We start from the raw sequence: 15,891 nt of genomic DNA on the forward strand, positions 1-15,891 counted from the left end.
CGGTTGCCGTTGGTTGAGCTACATACAGAAGATATGTTGACCGATGGTTTTGACTTGAGGACGCGTCCAAATCCATGGCGAGGTGGCTGTTTTCGGATTGAAGTAGTACAAGCATCCTCCTGTAGGATCCCATCCGTTCAGCGCCTGCTCCACCGCTTTTCGAGCCTGGGCGTTCGGCTCCAGCCATATTTGGCCGTCAGCGACCGCGGTAAATGCTCTCGGCTCGAATATAACTCCATGCGGCGTGTTCGGGAAGCTTGGCGATTTCACCCGGTTGAGAATAACGGCCGCTACGGCGACCTGTCCTTCAAACGGCTCTCCGCGCGCTTCGCCGTAAACGGCATTCGCCATGATTCTCAAATCATTGTCGGACAGGCCCATAGTATTCGATGAGGCTAAGTTGTTATTCCCTTGATTAGTACCGCCGCCGTTTCCGCCAGCACCGGCCGCTGCACCTCCGCCTTCATGAAGCTTCGGAGCGGTGGGACGGAAATCCTTGGTGGCGTTATACAGTTTCAATTTGACCTTCGGCCCCACGATGCCGTCCACCTTCATGCCGAACTCGGATTGGAACCACTTGACGGCGCCTTGGGTCTTGGAACCGAACACGCTGTCGATTTTGCCATGATAAAAGCCTAGGTACTTCAGTCGCCCTTGCAGCTCATACACGTCTTCGCCGGTGGAACCGAATTTGATGGTCTGCTGGCTAAAGGTCGGCAAAGCTTCCTGTAGACTCGAACTGTGATCCGCTTTCAGCCTTCCCTGGGCGAAGACGACGGCAGATAACAATATCGCAATGCTGATCAGAATCCAGATTCTTGAGTTTTTCATGCTGCGCTCTACCTTTCTCTTGTGGTTTAACAAGCCTCGCTACCGTTATTATGACAAGCCTGCCAATATCCTATGCACCTATTCCCTGAGGACGGCATGAGCGCAGAAGTTCCTATAAGCGCAAAGAGAGCTGCTCCTATGAGGGAACAGCTCCTTAAATGTTCTGTATCAGTTGCAGCGTTCAAACACGCTTTCATCCGTCGCTTCTGCCTAGCTCTACGCACGCCATGACCAACGCTCCGACGCCATGAAGGTCATTTTCGCATTGCTGCCTTTCCACATAATGCTTGTAATCGCCTACTCCCGTGCCGATGCAGATTTGGGGCATGACCAAATGTCCCTTGTCATTGCGATATACGGATTGGACCAGGCCTTGATATCCCTGTCTTGCATACGTCATAAAAGAAGGATCCAGATAACCCAGACGGACTCCTTTTGCCAAGGTATAGGTGAAAAGACTGGAGCAGGAGGTTTCGAGCCAATTGTCCTCCCGCCCCCCTTTGTCCACAACCTGATGCCACAGACCGGTAGCCGGATCCTGATAACGCACCAGCGCTTCGCTTAGTTCACGTAGCGCGGCAGCCAGCTCTTCCCTCGCCGAATGATGCTCAGGCAGTAAATCGAGGAACTCGACAAGCGACAGCGCATACCAGCCTATGGCGCGTCCCCAAAATTCCGGAGATTGCCCGCTGACCGGATCCGCCCAGGGCATCGTTCGGCTCTCGTCCCAAGCATGATAATACAAACCGGTAGCCTCATCCTTGGTATGGGAGCGCATCAGCTTCTCCTGGAACAATACCTCGTCAAATAAATGCGGCTCGTTATACTGCCTCGCATAGTTCATCGTAAATACGCCGCCCATATACAGTCCGTCCAGCCACATCTGGTATGGATACCGGTCCTTATGCCAATAGCCGCCTTCGGTGGTCCGGTTCAGCGTGGACAGCAAGCGGAGCAGTTTATCCGCTGCGGTCCTGTAGCGGTATTCGGGAAACACAGCATCCAATTCCATCAGGAGCAGGCCCGCTTGAACGGAATCCAGCTCCCCCCGCTCCAGCAGCAGGTTGCCGTTAGCGTCCACCAGATGATCAACATAGCCTTTGATATAACTCAAAAGCTTGCTGTCCCCGTTAAATTTCCACAATTGAGACAACCCAACCAAAAATACGCCCTGATGGTAATGCCACCTGCCTGCAGGCGGAAGCTGCTCGGGCAAATACGTTTCCATGATCGATTGGCACGCCTTGGCGGCGAGTTCTATTGGTGACAAAGCGGACTGTGCCTGCTGCTGTACGGGATTGGACATACGTGCTCCTCCTCTTTCTAATCAATTACTAAAAAGCGATTGAATTTATAAAATAACGCCATCCTTGAAAATGGATATTTCCCGGAAGCCGTTCCGTTCATTTTGCGTCTTCTCAACGCCTGAGGCCAAATGAACGATGACCTCCAAAAGTTCCGCATGAAGCTCATCCATGCTTTTGCCCTCCAGCAGAGCTCCCGCATTATAATCGATCCAATGCTTTTTACGTTTGGCCAGCTCGGAATTGGTCGCGATTTTGACGGTTGGTACAGGCCCCCCAAACGGCGTCCCCCTTCCGGTCGTGAACAGCACGAGGTGGGCGCCGGCTGCAGCGAGTGCCGTAACCGATACGAGGTCATTGCCCGGCCCCTCGATCAGGTTCAGTCCCGGCTTCGTAGTTCTTACGCCGTAACGGAGCACATCGGATACGGTTGCAGTCCCCCCTTTTTGGGTGCATCCCAGCGATTTCTCCTCTAAGGTCGTGATGCCGCCGTCTTTATTCCCGGGAGACGGATTTTCATAGATTTCCTGTCCATGCGAGACGAAATATTGTTTAAAGTTGTTGATGAGCAAGGTGATATCCTGGAACACCTGCTCGTCGGCAGCCCGATCCATCAGGATCGTTTCGGCTCCGAACATCTCCGGCACCTCCGTTAGAAGAGCGGTGCCTCCATAGGCGGTAATCGTATCCGCGATGCGGCCCGCCAGCGGATTGGCTGTAATGCCCGAAAGTCCGTCCGACCCGCCGCATTTCAGCCCGATCTTCAGTTTGGAGAGAGGAACCTCCGTTCGTTTGAAAGTCTCCGCATATTCCACGAGCTCGGATATAAGGGACAACCCTTCCTCCAATTCGTCCTCCATGTCCTGGGCACGCATATATTTGATCCTATTCCCGTCCTGCTCCCCGATCATGGCCTGCATTTGATCGATCTGATTGTTCTCGCAGCCGAGCCCGATAATGAGCACGCCTGCGGCATTGCCATGCTGAGCCAGGGAGGATAATAGGCGCTGGGTATGGCTCAGATCATCTCCGAGCTGTGAGCAGCCGTAAGGATGCGGAAAATGATAAATCCCATCAATCCCTCTCCCTTGAAACTGCTGACCTGCCATTCGTGCCAGCAGCTCGCAGGTTTTATTAATGCAGCCGACGGTGTTGATGATCCAGATTTCGTTGCGGATTCCAACCTCGCCGTTCGGTCTGACATATCCTTGGAAAGTTGACGAGCCGTGGCTGGCAGCTGAAGGCTCAAGCCCTTGATTCGCGTTTGGCTTATACTGATACTCCACTTCACCGGAGAGACCTGTTTTCAAATTGTGGGTATGAATCCAGGTCCCCGGCAAAATGGCTTCCTTCGCCAGACCGATCGAATAACCGAATTTGAAAACATGGCTACCCGCCTCAATCCACCGCAGAGCCACCTTATGACCCTTCGGGACGTCCTCCGTTAATTCGATGGCATGCTCCTTCCCGTTCAAGATCCCGATGGCATGTTCTCCTGCCGACAAAGGACGAAGCGCAATGCCGACATCATCCTTGCTGTGAAGTATGACGATGTCACTCATGTGTTGTTCAGCTCCATTTCTTCGATATAGCTGCTTACCGTTTCATGAAGAGCGGGAATTCGGTTCAGATCCTCGCCCCATATCCTCTGGTTACCAAGAATGGAGGCCACAAGCTGACGTATAGTCCACTCCCCGCCGTCTACCTTTTGCCAAGCTTGCTGCAGTGTCATCAGGTTATCCGGATCATCTCTTAACGGCAGCTCTTCACCATCAAGTCGCGTGCCGTACCATTGCCCCTCTTTTGTGCCGATATGATACAGACGGATCAAGGAAGCCAATCCAAGAGTAATGGTGCTTGGCAGCTCATTATGCATTCTGATATATTCCTTTAAGCTCGGCAGAACCCGAACCCTAAATTTGGACATGCTGTTCATGGCGATGTCCTGCAGCCTGTGCCGAATGAAGGGGTTGCCGAACCGCTCCCACACGGTTTCGGCATATGCTGCAACCTCTTCCGGCGGGAGGGGCACCCCCGGGACGATTTCCTCGAGCATCGCGTTTCGGATGAGATCACCCCATTCAGGACTTTCCGTCATCTCCTTCACTTCGTTCAAGCCATGGAGCAGGCCTATCGAAGCCATAAGGGTATGCGTTCCATTCAAGATCCTTACTTTTCTAACCTGATACGGAGTCAGATCGGATACCCAGCTTACCTGAAGGCCCGCCGACCGTAGAGGCAGTCTGGACTCCAGTGACGGATCGCCCTCAATCGCCCAGAAATAATAGGGCTCGGCCGTGTTGAGCAATCGGTCTTGATGACCCCATTTGTCAAAATAACGCTCCGCTTCTTCCGGATAACCGGTTACGATCCGGTCTACAAGAGAGTTCAGAAACAGATTATGCTCCGCCACCCAGCTCTGAAAGGCGGGCGAAAGCCCCCAATCCTGGGCATGCCGCAAAACAATGGATCGCAAGATGTCCCCGTTTCGCTCCAGAAGCTCGCAGGGCAATATCATCAAGCCCTTGTCCGGCGAGCCCTCATAATGCTTATAACGCCGGTACAGCAGCATGGTCAGCTTGCCGGGATACGACAACACCGGTTCGTCCGGATTCCATTCACTGCGCTGATAATCGAGGCCCGCCTCGGTGGTATTGGAAACGATGATGTCCAGGGAATCCAACTCGGCGATCCTTAAGAAGTTCTCCCATTCCGCATAGGGATCCACGATCTTCGAGAACACCGGAATCCACTGCTCCTCCTCAACTTTTCGTCCATCCTGCAGACCTCGGGTCAGCAGGCCGTATATCCCTTCCTGGTCCCGCAGCTGCTCCAGCTTGGGCCTTCCGCCGGGTCTTGGCTGACTGACCGCGACGCTCCCTTGAAACAGCCCCTGCCGGTTGCATTCATAGATCATCCAATCGAAAAAGCCCCTGAGAAAATTACCTTCGCCGATTTGCAGCACCTTCACGGGGAAGTCCAACATCTCCGAGTCCTGGCGTATATCCTGCTGCTGGAGAAACTCCCGTCCGACCAACTTCAACGACCCGCTTCGGTCCGTGCTCGTACTCATGGTTTATCTCCCTTCCGTCTGGCCAAACCGGAAATAACGCTCGGCGTTGTTGTAACAAATATCCTGTACGATGCCTCCGAGCCACGGAAGATCATCCGGCGCTTCGCCCCGCGTAACCCACTCGCCGAGAAGATTGCAAAGAATACGGCGGAAATACTCATGCCGGGTGTAAGACAAAAAACTTCTGGAATCGGTCAGCATCCCGACGAATTGGCTCAACAGGCCCATATTGCCGAGTTTGCTCATCTGCTCGACCATGCCGTCTTTGGTGTCGTTGAACCACCACGCCGAGCCGAACTGGATTTTGCCCGGAATGCCGTCCCCTTGAAAACTCCCGATTAGTGCAGCTAGGATATCGTTATCGCTGGGGTTGAGCGAATAGAGTATCGTTCTCGGAAGCGCTGACTCTTGATCGAGCCGATCCATCAGCTTAACGAGCGGTACGGCGATCGGACTATCGTGAATCGAATCATAACCGGTATCCGGACCCAATTGTCGGAACATCCTTGTGTTGTTGTTGCGTTGGGCATTGATATGGAACTGCATGACCCAGCCGAGCCTGGCGTAGACACGGCCGAGATGAAGCAGCGTATGCGTCTTGAACTGTTCCTCTTCTTCCCGGGAAACCCTCTCCCCTTGAAGCGCTTTCATGAAAATGTCGCCCGCCTGCGCCTCGCTGACCTCTCGATAAGGCACGTAATCCAGCGCATGATCGGATACCCTGCCGCCAACCGAATGGAAAAATTCCGCCCGCTGCTCCAGCGCTGCCAGAAATGCCGGATAATCCGCTATCTCGATCCGGCTTCGCTCGGCGAGCAACTTCACCCAAGGAACGAACGTCTCCCGGTTAATCTCCAGCCCCTTGTCCGGACGGAACGACGGGAGCATCTGAAATCCGGCATCGCCTTCCTCTGCCAGCTTGATATGATATTCCAGGCTATCCGCCGGGTCATCCGTCGTACACACGACCTTCACGTTGCTTGACGTAATCAACCCCCTGGTCGTAAAATCATGTTCCTGGAGACGCTTGTTTGCCGCCTCCCAAATTCGCGGAGCAGTCTTTTCCTGAATGATATCCGATATGCCGAACAGCCTTTGCAGCTCCAAATGCGACCAATGGAATAAGGGGTTGCCAATCGTCATCGGCACGGTGCGGGTCCAAGCCAAGAAGCGGTCATAATCGTTCACGCCCGGCCCTCCCGTGATGTAGGCCTCTTCCACGCCTGCAGCACGCATCGCCCGCCATTTATAGTGGTCACCGTTGATCCAGGCTTCCGTTAAGTTCTCGAACCGGTGATTGTCAACGATCATTTGCGGACTCAAATGACAGTGGTAGTCGATGATTGGCATGGCTTTAGCATAATCGTGGTATAAGATGCGAGCAGTCTCGTTATGAAGCAAAAAATGTTCATCCATAAAAGGTCTCATGATTTCACCGTCCGTTTCTGTAGATTATCTACTATGTTACGGCATCATCAGTTGGATTTCTTCACGTTTATTGCGAATATAGAGGATTAATCAACATATCTTGCTTTGTTTAGCAAGAAGAAGTTGATACAATATAGCTGTATATATTGGAATAGCTCCAAAATGTTATGATCTGAACGAAGCGGGGGCGATTGTCATATCCAGCGAAACCCACACCGTATCCTACGGAGAAGAAGAAGGAGAATTTTACTATCATCGCATTCACCGCACGAAGCCCTTTGAACGGAATAACCATTATCACGGAACTTACGAAATCTACTATTTGGTTTCGGGAGAACGCCATTATTTTATCAAAGAGAAGCTGTACTCCATACGGGCGGGGGATCTGATTCTCATCAATAAATTCGATGTCCATAAAACCTCGGGCCATGGAGACCCGGAGCATGAGCGTATCGTCATTAATTTCAGCGATTCCTTTCTCGGCAAAGGCCATCCCTTGCTGGCATCGGGATTGCTCGGCATGTTTAACCAGGATCGGCCGCTGCTGCGTTTAACCGTGCCGGAGCAGGCCATCATCATGCAAATTCTGAATAAAATGGCCGATGAGATCCGGGAACGCTCCGCTTCGTATGAGCATATGCTGCAGGTGCTGCTTACGGAGTTATTAATCAAAACCTATCGATTAACCCATTCCGCCTCGCTGCCTGCCAACGTCTCCATGAATCCGCTCCATCAGAAAATCACGGACGTGGTGAAGTTTATTCACGTCCACTACGCAGACAAAATCACGCTGCAGGGATTATCCGAAACCTTCTACATCAGTCCGTTCTACCTGTCCCGGATCTTCAAAGAGATTACGGGATTTACCATCATTAATTACCTCAACCTCACCCGGATTCGCGAGGCGCAGCGCCTTCTGACGGATACGGATCTGAAAATCGTGGACATCGCCGAATCGATCGGCTTCGAAAGCCTCACCCATTTTGACCGGACCTTCAAAAAAATCATGAACATGACGGCAAGCCAATATCGCAAAATCAACAGCGTCCCCTGAACATGCAAAAAAGGAAGCGAGCCACCAGGAGTCCAGGGTTGTTCGCTTCCTTTTTTAGTTGGTGATCATACAATGAGCCGCTTAGCTGATTCGATTCTGCTGCTGCTGATATTGCTCAATGGACATCAGCACTTCCCGCGGCTTGCTGCCCTCATAAGGACCGATCACCCCGCGCGCTTCCATGGAATCGATGAGGCGGGCGGCGCGGGTGTAGCCTACACGCATTCTCCGCTGCAGCAGCGATACGGATGCCTGCTTAGCTTCCAATACGATGGTCACCGCCTGTTCATACAACTCATCCAATTCTTCTTCGTCCGCGCCTGCAGATTCCTCGATTTCAGGCACCAACGACTCGTCATACTCCGCCTGTCCTTGATCCCGGACGAAATCCACGATGTTCTCAACCTCATGATCACTCATAAAGGCTCCCTGAACGCGGATCGGCTTGGAGGAGCCCATCGGCATAAACAGCATGTCCCCGCGGCCTAGCAGCTTCTCGGCGCCCGCCATATCCAGAATGGTTCGGGAATCGACCTGCGAAGACACGCCAAAGGCAATACGCGACGGGATGTTCGCTTTAATGACCCCGGTGATAACGTCGACCGACGGACGCTGCGTCGCGATAATCAGATGGATACCGGCTGCACGCGCCATCTGGGCCAATCGCGTAATCGCATCCTCCACGTCGTTGGCTGCAACCATCATCAAATCGGCCAACTCGTCCACGATGACAACGATATACGGCAATACCGCAGGCAGATTATCCTTCATCAGATTGTTGTAGCCCTCAATATTCCGCGTTCCCGACTTGGAGAACAGCTCATACCGCTTCTCCATCTCCACGACGATTTTCTTAAGCGCTAAGGAGGCCCGCTTCGGGTCGGTTACCACCGGCGCCATCAAATGCGGAATCCCGTTATAGACATTGAGTTCGACCATCTTCGGATCAACCATCAGGAACTTAACCTCATCCGGCTTCGCTTTATACAGGATGCTGGTAATAATGCCGTTGATGCATACGGATTTACCGGAACCCGTGGCGCCTGCAACCAGGAGATGGGGCATCCGTGCCAAATTACCGACAATCGTCTGGCCCGAAATATCGCGGCCGAACGCAATCGACAGCTTCGATTCCGCGTCCTGGAACGTCGGCGTTTCCATAACCTCTCGCATGGTGACGAGCGAAACTTCATTGTTCGGCACTTCGATCCCGATGGCGGACTTGCCTGGAATCGGCGCCTCCATCCGAATATCCTTGGCCGCAAGCGCGAGTGCGATATCATCGGTCAGATTCACGATCCGGCTGACCTTGACGCCGATGTCCGGCTGAATTTCATAGCGGGTTACCGACGGACCCCGGACAACCTCCAGAACCTTGGCCCGAACGCCAAAGCTTTCCAGCGTGGCCTCCAGCTTTCGCGCTGTCTGCATGTAATCGTTCTGGTCTCCACCCTTGCCGCCGTTGTTCGGTTTGGACAGCAGCCGGAACGGAGGCAGCTTGTACGGCTTGGGCGGCGGAGCCGGAGGCGCTGCCGGTGCCGATCCTTCTTGCCCCCCAGTATCCGCCATAACAGCTGAATTCGTCCCGCCGTTCAGCGTCTCTGGGTCAACCATGGCATTCGAACTTGATGCCGCGTTCCCCGAAGGGTCCTCATGTGCCGGAGGCATCACCGCTTCGTGATCGTCTTGATCGTCATCCAATCGACCTTCTTGCTTCACCTGCTCAAAGAAATCGCGAATAATCGGCGAAGAAGGCACAGGATCCGGTGCAGAAAATGCAGCATCCGTCCCCTCCTCCGATTGATCCGCTCGGCTGAACAGGACGACCTCGCCCTCATCATGCTCACCATGTCCGTTGCCAACCGTAAATAGCGGAGCCGACTCATCCATAACATCCTCTGCCTCTTCTGCGGCTTCGTTCCGCTTGTTGCCCTTGGAACCAAACAGTTGGAAGAATTGCGGCGCTTTACGCTTCGGCAGCCGCATGCCTTCCATATCGTCGAGGTCATCGTCTTCATCCAGATCCTCCGGCAGCTGTATGCGTTGCTCCTTGGCGCTTGCCTTCGCCGCCGCCTTTGATTTCGTCTGCTGGCTGTTCATTTTCTTTTGGATTCGTTCCCCGGCTTTCACAACCCTGACGCGGAACATCCGCATTAAATCAACATAGGACAGATTCGTAATCAGCATGAAGCTGATAAACAGCATGACAATCACAATCAACTTTGCCCCGATGCTGCCGAACAGCATCAACAAGAGGGCAAACTGCAAGGCTCCAACATAACCCCCGCTGATATCCCGGCCCATGACGGGATGACGTCCGTCATCCGCCCCGGCATGAAGGAGCTCGCCCTGCAAATCACTATGTATCTGGCTCATCGCACTCGATGCATTCAATTGACCGATCGGAGCCAATTTGGACTCCAGACCTGCAATACTGCTCATTAAGGTGAGCGATAATACCAGGAGAAGGACACCGGTACGCCTGCTGTTCCACCGTTTGGGCCATTTCCGGTGAATCATCACCATTAACCCGTAATAAATGCCGATTAGGGGGATGATAAAATAATACTTACCCAGCAGATATCCCGACATCTTGGACAGGGAACGCCCCACCGGTGCTTCTCCGGATAACGCGATGACCGAGAGTGTCATCAATACAATTCCATAAATTTCATATTTCAATACGGCTGCAAAGGCTGCCTTCTTCTTTCTTTTCCGCTTTGCCAAATGTGTCACCCCCGAATCCATATTATAGCATAATATTCGGTGGCGTACCTATGTTCTGTTTTCAGCCTTTAGCCTCATTTTCGACGGTCGGAATATAGCGAATCATGATCCCTGGCGCGTAGCGCGGGTTCAAGTAATCATGAAGCCCGCAGTCCAATAAACGAACGATTTTCACCTGATCTTCCGTTACTGGCTTCACTTCCATCAAAATGCCATCGACTCGAACTTCCCTGGACATGACCTCCGGCTCCACTTGAAGCATCCCGATGGTCGGATCCAAGGGCATGACGCTGTACCAAGTCATTGCGTAATCCCCCCGGGCTGAATCGTTTTACGCTCGGCGATCATGCTGTTCAATCGGCTTAATGCCTGTCCGATTCCACCCACTTCGTTCATAAGGCCATACTTTACGGCGTCTGCACCCGAAACCGCAGTACCGATATCCCTGTTCAATTCGCCGGTCTTGAACATCAGATCCTTGAACTGTTCCTCCGTGATCCCCGAGTGGCTCGTCACAAAGCGCACGACGCGTTCCTGCATTTTCTCCATGTATTCGAAGGTTTGCGGCACGCCAATGACTAACCCGCTCATGCGAATCGGGTGAATCGTCATCGTTGCGCTCTCTGCGATAATCGAATGGTCTGCGGCAACAGCGATAGGCACGCCGATGCTATGACCCCCTCCTATGACAACCGTTACCGTCGGTTTGCTGAGCGATGCAATCATTTCGGCAATGGCAAGCCCTGCTTCCACATCGCCGCCAACGGTATTCAGAATGATCAAGAGTCCTTCGATTCGCGGATTTTGCTCGGCTGCCACTAGCTGTGGAATCATATGCTCGTATTTGGTCGTTTTATTTTGCGGCGGCAGCACGAGATGACCCTCGATTTGCCCAATAATCGTCATGCAAAAGACGTTGGATTCTCCGCCGGTCGGAAGCCCCGTCTGTCCCAGCTGCTGAATGGTTTCCGTCACGGCCGCTTTCTTGCCTTCCTCGGTCGGAACGACCGGAGGCGCCTCCGTCTCGCCGGTCCACCCCGCTTTTTTGTTGCCCGTCATCCGTTGATCGTTGTCCATCGCGCATCCCTGCCTTTTTATTCTTAATGTCTAGCTGCTGCAACAAACACATAGCTAACCCTTAGTATGGCAAATGACGCGGCTTTTTTATGCTTGTGCAGAGCATTCGGCATTAGGCCTTGCCCATAACAAACAAAAAAACTCCTGCCGAACCAATCGGGAGAAGTTTCATGATTTCCATATAAAAAGCCCCTCTTTCGCGGAAACCGTCCAATTATTACCTGCGAAAAAGGGGCGACTGTGTGCCTGATTTATTGTATTGTCTCGTATCAGACTTCCATGATGATCGGCAAGATCATCGGTCTGCGACGTGTTTGTTCATACAAGAAGCGTCCCAAAGCGTCTTTCACGCTGGTCTTCAGTGACGCCCATTCATTCACGTTTTCGCTCATCAGCTTCTGAAGCGTGCTGGAAACGATACGGTTGGCTTCATCCAGAAGCCCTTCGGATTCTCGTACGTATACGAATCCACGGGAAATAATATCGGGACCGGAAACGATGGAGCCGTTTTGTTTGCTCAACGTAACGACAACGACCAGAATTCCGTCCTGGGACAGAAGCTTGCGGTCGCGCAGTACGATGTTCCCTACGTCCCCGACGCCAAGTCCGTCAATCAGCACATTGCCGGCGGTCACTTTGCCGGCTTTGCGGGCCGAGCCGCCTTGAATCTCCACAATTTCTCCGATATCGGTAATAAAAATGTTGTCCGGATCCACGCCAACGGATTCCGCAAGCAGGGCGTGACGGCGCTGCATCCGGTACTCGCCATGGACAGGGATGAAAAATTGCGGTTTCATCAGATTCAGCATCAGCTTAAGCTCTTCCTGGCTTCCGTGACCCGACACGTGGACGCCCGAATTGGATCCGCTGTAAATGACGTCTGCTCCAAGACGGAACAACTCATCGATCGTACGACCCACGTACTTCTCATTACCCGGCACCGGAGTCGCTGCAATGATGACCGTATCTCCCGGCAGAATGTCCACCTTGCGGTGAGTGGAACGAGCCATGCGCGTGAGCGCTGACATCGGTTCTCCCTGACTGCCTGTACACAATACGACAACGCGGTCCGCTGCCATTTTGTTAACCTCTTCGGGTTCGATCAGCATGCCGTCCGGAATGTGCAGGTATCCAAGCTCTGCGGCAATGGACACAACGTTAACCATGCTTCTGCCGATTACCGTGATTTTGCGGCCGGTGGACTCGGCTGCGTTGACAACCTGTTGAATACGGTGCACGTTCGATGCAAACGTTGCAACTACAACCCGCTGTTCGGCTTTGCGGAAGATGTCTTCCAGCACGATGCCTACGTTTTTCTCGGAAGGCGTAAAGCCGGGGCGCTCTGCGTTTGTACTGTCCGACAGAAGTGCCAATACTCCCTTGCTTCCGATCTCAGCCATACGCTGCAGATCCGCATACTGGTCATTGACCGGAGTATGGTCAAACTTAAAGTCACCCGTGTGCACCACATTGCCTTCCGGCGTTTCGATACAGATCCCCACGGAATCCGGAATGCTGTGATTGGTTTTGAAGAAGGTCGCTTTCAATGTGTTTCCGAGTTGAACTTCCGAATCCGCATGGATCAGAATCCGTTTCGTCTCACCAAGCAAATTCGCTTCTCTGAGCTTGTTTTCCACCAATCCGAGCGTCAATTTCGTTCCGTATACAGGAACGTTCAGGTGTTTCAATACGTAAGGGAGGCCGCCGATATGGTCCTCGTGACCGTGAGTCAGCAAAATCCCTCTCACTTTGTCGCGATTTTCCGTTAAATAGCTAATATCAGGAATAACAATATCAATCCCAAGCATATCTTCTTCTGGGAACTTCAATCCCGCATCCACGACAACGATGTCGCCTGCATACTGGATGACATACATGTTCTTCCCGATTTCACCGACGCCGCCCAAGGCAAAAATCGATAGTTTATCGCTGCTTATTTTCTTAGACAAATGTATCTAACCCTCCTATAGTTTTGGACGTCGTACCATTGTTATATTAAATTTCAAAAAAATACCGCACCCAGTCACTTGAATTCATTATACATGATGAAAAAGTGAAAACACAAGTCAGCCACCTTCGTGAGCCATAGGATGCCCAGAATCAGAAGGGTTTAAAACGAAGAAAGCCACCGCCTTCGATGAAGGCAGTGGCTCTGAAAATAGGTAAGCGGCAGCTTACAAGGAAGACAGCATATTACGGATAAAAGCAGCCTCGTTCTCGCTTGGAGCAACGAGCGGCAGGCGAACCCCGCCGACTTGATAGCCGCGTTCGTTCAAAGCGAATTTTACCGCCGCAGGATTCGGAAGCGGGTCAGGACATTCAAAGAGGCCTTTGAACAGCGGGAATAAGGATTGATGAAGCTTGGCAGCTTCCTTCACGTTCCCCTCCACGTAGGCTTCGATCATGTCCTTCATGCGGGCACCTGCAATATGGCTGGCCACGCTTACGATCCCATAAGCACCTACCGACAATGCAGGCAATGCCGCGGAATCGTCGCCGGAATATACAATGAATCCTTCGGGAGCACCTGCGGCAATGCCGGTAACCTGGTCAATCGAAGCGCATTCCTTGGTCGCAACGATGTTCGGAATTCGTGCCAGCCTTAAAGTGGTGGACGTGCTTAGGCTGATGCCCGTTCTTCCAGGCACATTATACAGCATGACGGGCAAGGAGGTTGCCTCGGCAATCGCCTTAAAATGCTGGTAGAGTCCTTCCTGGTTCGGCTTGTTGTAGTAGGGTGCAACAAGCAAAATGCCGTCAACGCCGCAGCTTTCGGCTTTTTTCGTCAATTCTGCAGAATGTGACGTATTGTTGCTGCCGGTGCCTGCGATGATCTTGCTCCGTCCGCCCGCCTGTTTCACAGCGAACTTAAACAATTCAAGCTTTTCGTCTTCGCTAAGCGTTGGCGATTCGCCGGTCGTTCCAGCAATGACCAGGGAATCCGACTTCTGTTTCACAATCAGGTGCTCAATCAATCTCGCAGTCTCGTCCCAATTGATCTGGCCGTTCTGATCAAAAGGGGTTACCATAGCCGTAATCAGTCTTCCGAAATCCACAATGATTCCTCCTTAAAGCATTCCCGCGCGGGAATGCTTCCTTCGTAAGTAATCTTATCTATATTATTTCCTATCAAACGTTTTAAGGGAATATCCGTCTTTAGTAACTTTATCGGTGAAGCTCAAATTTATGATGAAGTGCGCGCAGCGCTTGAGCCATATCCTCTTTTTTAACCAGTACCCATATCGTCGTATTCGAATCCGCGGATTGCAGAATCGGAATGTCGTGCTCGCTCAAGGATTCCACGATTTTGGCCATGATGCCCGGAACGCCGTTGATGCCGCCGCCAATGACGGACACTTTGGCACAGCCGGATAAGCTTTTCGGTTTCAGGTCCAGGCTCTGCAGAACTTCGATCGCCTTCTCCGAATCGCTGTCAAACACCGTATAAAGCACTCCGGTAGGGGTAACATTAATAAAGTCCACGCTGATGGAATGCTCGGCCATCGATTTAAATACCTTCAGTTGAAGACCTTCCGTGCGATCGCATTCCACCGAGATTTGCGTTATGTTGCTTACATAGGCAACTCCCGTCACAAAGCGGTCCACGATTCCGGATTGAATATCTCTGAAGCCTTCAGGCTGGGTTACCAGCGTGCCCTCATTATCCGAGAAGGTCGACCGCACTCTGACCGGAATTTGGGATTGCATGGCAATCTCAACCGCTCTAGGATGAATGACCTTTGCCCCTTGATGAGCCATGTTGCAAATCTCCGTGTAACTCACGTAACTAAGCGGCTTCGCATCCTCGACGATGCGGGGATCCGCCGTTAGAATGCCGTTGACATCCGTGTAGATATCTACCATTTCCGCGCGAAGCGCGGCACCGAGCGCTGTAGCCGAAGTATCGCTTCCGCCTCTGCCCAGCGTGGTAAAGTCGCCGGAATCGGTCTGCCCCTGAAAGCCGGTTACGATGACAACCTGATGACTCTCCAACTCTTTCAAAACCCGTTCAGGTTTTACGTCCTTGATACGTGCATTTCCGAAGTGATCGTCTGTGAGAAATCCGGCTTGTGCACCCGTCAGCACCGTTGCGGTTATCCCCTCATGCTGAAGGAGACTGCACAGCGTTGAAGCCGAGATAATTTCACCGCAGCAGAGCAGCAGATCCCGTTCTCTGTCTGGAAGCGCGTTTCCGTTATGCCCGATCCAGTCCAGGAGCGTGTCTGTCGCATAAGGCTCCCCTCTGCGTCCCATAGCCGATACGACCACGACCAATTGGTAGTGATTGGCCAGTTCACGCTGGATGTGCCCAATAACATGGGTTCTTGCTTGCGGTGTAGACAATGAGGTGCCGCCGAATTTTTGAACTAAGATGCGCATAAAATATTCCTCCGTTT

At 52.4% G+C, this 15,891-nt stretch carries 12 protein-coding genes; 1 reads left to right on the plus strand and 11 read right to left on the minus strand.

From position 1 onward, the window contains the following. Positions 1 to 18: 18 nt before the first annotated feature. The 5 genes from sleB to uxaC form a co-directional block, all read right to left on the minus strand. Positions 19 to 831: a spore cortex-lytic enzyme gene (sleB, locus tag GYMC10_RS20345; RefSeq protein WP_009589318.1), complete on the minus strand. Its 813-nt coding sequence runs from the start codon at positions 829 to 831 to the stop codon at positions 19 to 21. Positions 832 to 1,024: 193 nt separating this feature from the next. Further along, entirely contained in the window at positions 1,025 to 2,137 is a 1,113-nt protein-coding gene (locus tag GYMC10_RS20350; RefSeq protein ID WP_015736285.1) for a glycoside hydrolase family 105 protein, read from the minus strand. Between the two features lie 45 nt (positions 2,138 to 2,182). Further along, the gene (locus GYMC10_RS20355; protein WP_015736286.1) at positions 2,183 to 3,697 is read right to left on the minus strand and encodes a UxaA family hydrolase; all 1,515 of its coding nucleotides are present in this window, start codon (positions 3,695 to 3,697) and stop codon (positions 2,183 to 2,185) included. Further along, complete coding sequence (locus GYMC10_RS20360; protein ID WP_015736287.1) at positions 3,694 to 5,208, minus strand: tagaturonate reductase; 1,515 nt, start codon at positions 5,206 to 5,208, stop codon at positions 3,694 to 3,696. Before GYMC10_RS20360 ends, GYMC10_RS20355 begins: the two co-directional genes overlap by 4 nt. Before the next feature lie 3 nt (positions 5,209 to 5,211). Continuing rightward, positions 5,212 to 6,636, minus strand: coding sequence for a glucuronate isomerase (gene uxaC / locus GYMC10_RS20365; protein WP_015736288.1), 1,425 nt, complete (start codon positions 6,634 to 6,636; stop codon positions 5,212 to 5,214). 190 nt (positions 6,637 to 6,826) lie between these two features. On the opposite strand from uxaC, the gene GYMC10_RS20370 reads away from it, so the two are divergent. Further along, complete coding sequence (locus GYMC10_RS20370) at positions 6,827 to 7,690, plus strand: helix-turn-helix transcriptional regulator (protein WP_015736289.1); 864 nt, start codon at positions 6,827 to 6,829, stop codon at positions 7,688 to 7,690. A gap of 81 nt (positions 7,691 to 7,771) precedes the next feature. Here GYMC10_RS20370 and GYMC10_RS20375 read toward each other — a convergent pair whose 3' ends face one another. From GYMC10_RS20375 to dapG, 6 genes are all read right to left on the minus strand, one after another. Next, on the minus strand, positions 7,772 to 10,417 hold the full coding sequence (locus GYMC10_RS20375; protein WP_015736290.1) for an FtsK/SpoIIIE family DNA translocase: 2,646 nt from the start codon (positions 10,415 to 10,417) through the stop codon (positions 7,772 to 7,774). Between the two features lie 61 nt (positions 10,418 to 10,478). Continuing rightward, positions 10,479 to 10,721 (minus strand): YlzJ-like family protein, encoded by a 243-nt coding sequence (locus tag GYMC10_RS20380; protein WP_015736291.1) that lies wholly within the window; start codon positions 10,719 to 10,721, stop codon positions 10,479 to 10,481. Further along, entirely contained in the window at positions 10,718 to 11,494 is a 777-nt protein-coding gene (locus GYMC10_RS20385) for a ClpP family protease (RefSeq protein WP_015736292.1), read from the minus strand. Before GYMC10_RS20385 ends, GYMC10_RS20380 begins: the two co-directional genes overlap by 4 nt. 269 nt (positions 11,495 to 11,763) lie before the next feature. Beyond that, positions 11,764 to 13,443, minus strand: a complete 1,680-nt coding sequence (locus GYMC10_RS20390; RefSeq protein ID WP_009594732.1) for a ribonuclease J — start codon at positions 13,441 to 13,443, stop codon at positions 11,764 to 11,766. Positions 13,444 to 13,668: 225 nt separating this feature from the next. Beyond that, positions 13,669 to 14,550, minus strand: coding sequence for a 4-hydroxy-tetrahydrodipicolinate synthase (gene dapA / locus GYMC10_RS20395; protein WP_015736293.1), 882 nt, complete (start codon positions 14,548 to 14,550; stop codon positions 13,669 to 13,671). Between the two features lie 109 nt (positions 14,551 to 14,659). Then, entirely contained in the window at positions 14,660 to 15,874 is a 1,215-nt protein-coding gene (dapG, locus tag GYMC10_RS20400) for an aspartate kinase (RefSeq protein WP_015736294.1), read from the minus strand. Between the last annotated feature and the right edge of the window lie 17 nt (positions 15,875 to 15,891).

It is taken from the genome of Paenibacillus sp. Y412MC10, assembly GCF_000024685.1.
GTDB classification, from domain to species: domain Bacteria; phylum Bacillota; class Bacilli; order Paenibacillales; family Paenibacillaceae; genus Paenibacillus_AQ; species Paenibacillus_AQ lautus_A.

Bases quoted from the DNA above. Each gene is read 5' to 3' on its own strand.
- sleB (WP_009589318.1), bottom strand. From the start codon at position 831: ATGAAAAACTCAAGAATCTGGATTCTGATCAGCATTGCGATATTGTTA.
- GYMC10_RS20350 (WP_015736285.1), bottom strand. From the start codon at position 2,137: ATGTCCAATCCCGTACAGCAGCAGGCACAGTCCGCTTTGTCACCAATA.
- GYMC10_RS20355 (WP_015736286.1), bottom strand. From the start codon at position 3,697: ATGAGTGACATCGTCATACTTCACAGCAAGGATGATGTCGGCATTGCG.
- GYMC10_RS20360 (WP_015736287.1), bottom strand. From the start codon at position 5,208: ATGAGTACGAGCACGGACCGAAGCGGGTCGTTGAAGTTGGTCGGACGG.
- uxaC (WP_015736288.1), bottom strand. From the start codon at position 6,636: ATGAGACCTTTTATGGATGAACATTTTTTGCTTCATAACGAGACTGCT.
- GYMC10_RS20380 (WP_015736291.1), bottom strand. From the start codon at position 10,721: ATGACTTGGTACAGCGTCATGCCCTTGGATCCGACCATCGGGATGCTT.
- GYMC10_RS20385 (WP_015736292.1), bottom strand. From the start codon at position 11,494: ATGGACAACGATCAACGGATGACGGGCAACAAAAAAGCGGGGTGGACC.
- dapG (WP_015736294.1), bottom strand. From the start codon at position 15,874: ATGCGCATCTTAGTTCAAAAATTCGGCGGCACCTCATTGTCTACACCG.